Source organism: Geofilum rubicundum JCM 15548, from assembly GCF_000974365.1.
Lineage (GTDB): Bacteria > Bacteroidota > Bacteroidia > Bacteroidales > Marinilabiliaceae > Geofilum > Geofilum rubicundum.
Genome location: NZ_BAZW01000156.1, coordinates 1 through 1243 on the forward strand (window position 1 = coordinate 1; position 1243 = coordinate 1243).

The window sequence follows — 1243 nt, forward strand, 5'->3', positions numbered from 1 at the left end:
TGGACGTTGTGTGGCATTTTAAGATGAAAAAAACGACCTACATATTATTGATTGTAATGACTTCTCTTTTTTCATGCAAAAATGAGAATCAAGGAGAAAAACTAACGGACAGATTAATTGGTGTGCGTTGGGAAAATTCTGATTTGGACTTTGTTGGATTTGACTCTACTTTAATTTATGTTCCAATAAAGGATATGTATCCAACTACTTGTGCTTTCAAATATTCAGTAAAATCGGATACATTAATTATTATAAACAAAACTGTGAATGCCTATAACCTTGTCGATTTTCAAGACACTATTTCTTACTTGAAAATTAAAGCAGAAAAGGGTAGTGTTAAACTTGAACTTTTAAATAATGGAGCAAAAGAACTTTTTAATGGTTTCGAAAATTTCACTTTTTACAATTCAAATACAATTGATAGGTATTCATATTATAAGGAGAAGGACACTGCCTGTCTTGAACAAATAAATAAAGCAAAAGAAGAGATTCAAAATGGAATATTCGTTCTTTGCATTCATCCAAGATGGCCGTTTCGACAAGAAAAAGAATTCGTAGAATTGTTAGAAAAGTACGGAATAAAATATAAAGATTTAGGACCACCACCTGATGTTTTACCAATTGAAAGAAACTGTTATCGAGAAACAATGGATTATTATATCCAAAAGCGATTCGGAAAAGCTTTTATAGATAGTTTGATAAAAGAAGCAGATATGTTAATGGTGTATAATAATCGTTCAGAGTATATTGATTATTATGCCTGTGATGAAAGACCACATTTACCAAATTCCAGACCAAGTTATAATGACAACATGAGTGCTGAAGTTGATTTGCCGATTAAGAAGTTTAGAAAAGAATGGAAATCCAGTGATGGAGAAGATATGTTTGCTGTTTACAGACCTTTTATGGATATCGGATTTCATATTGATACAACTGGAGAAATTTCAAATTTTCATTTAAACTTTTTTAATCCAGAACTTGATTGGAATGAAAAATACAAAGACCAATTATTTAAGTTGGGAGTTAAACGAATAAAGGAAGATTCAATTTGGATTCCCGGTAAAATTTTAGGGATAAAAGTACGGACAAACAATAATGTGAGAATCCATTTTGAAAGGAAAGATAAATAAAAACGCCACACAACATCATGTATAAAATATTGGGGGTTTATGTGTGCATAGGCAACTTCACTCCCCGTAGCAAATTTATTAACGGCAGACAATATCGATGCTCGCAAACCCCC

The 1243-nt window shown here is 31.6% G+C and carries 1 protein-coding gene; it reads left to right on the plus strand.

What is annotated here, in order from left to right; translation table 11 throughout:
• On the plus strand, window positions 1-1130 hold a 1130-nt coding region (locus JCM15548_RS20505), incomplete at its 5' end, for a hypothetical protein (RefSeq protein WP_062129087.1).
• Between the last annotated feature and the right edge of the window lie 113 nt (window positions 1131-1243).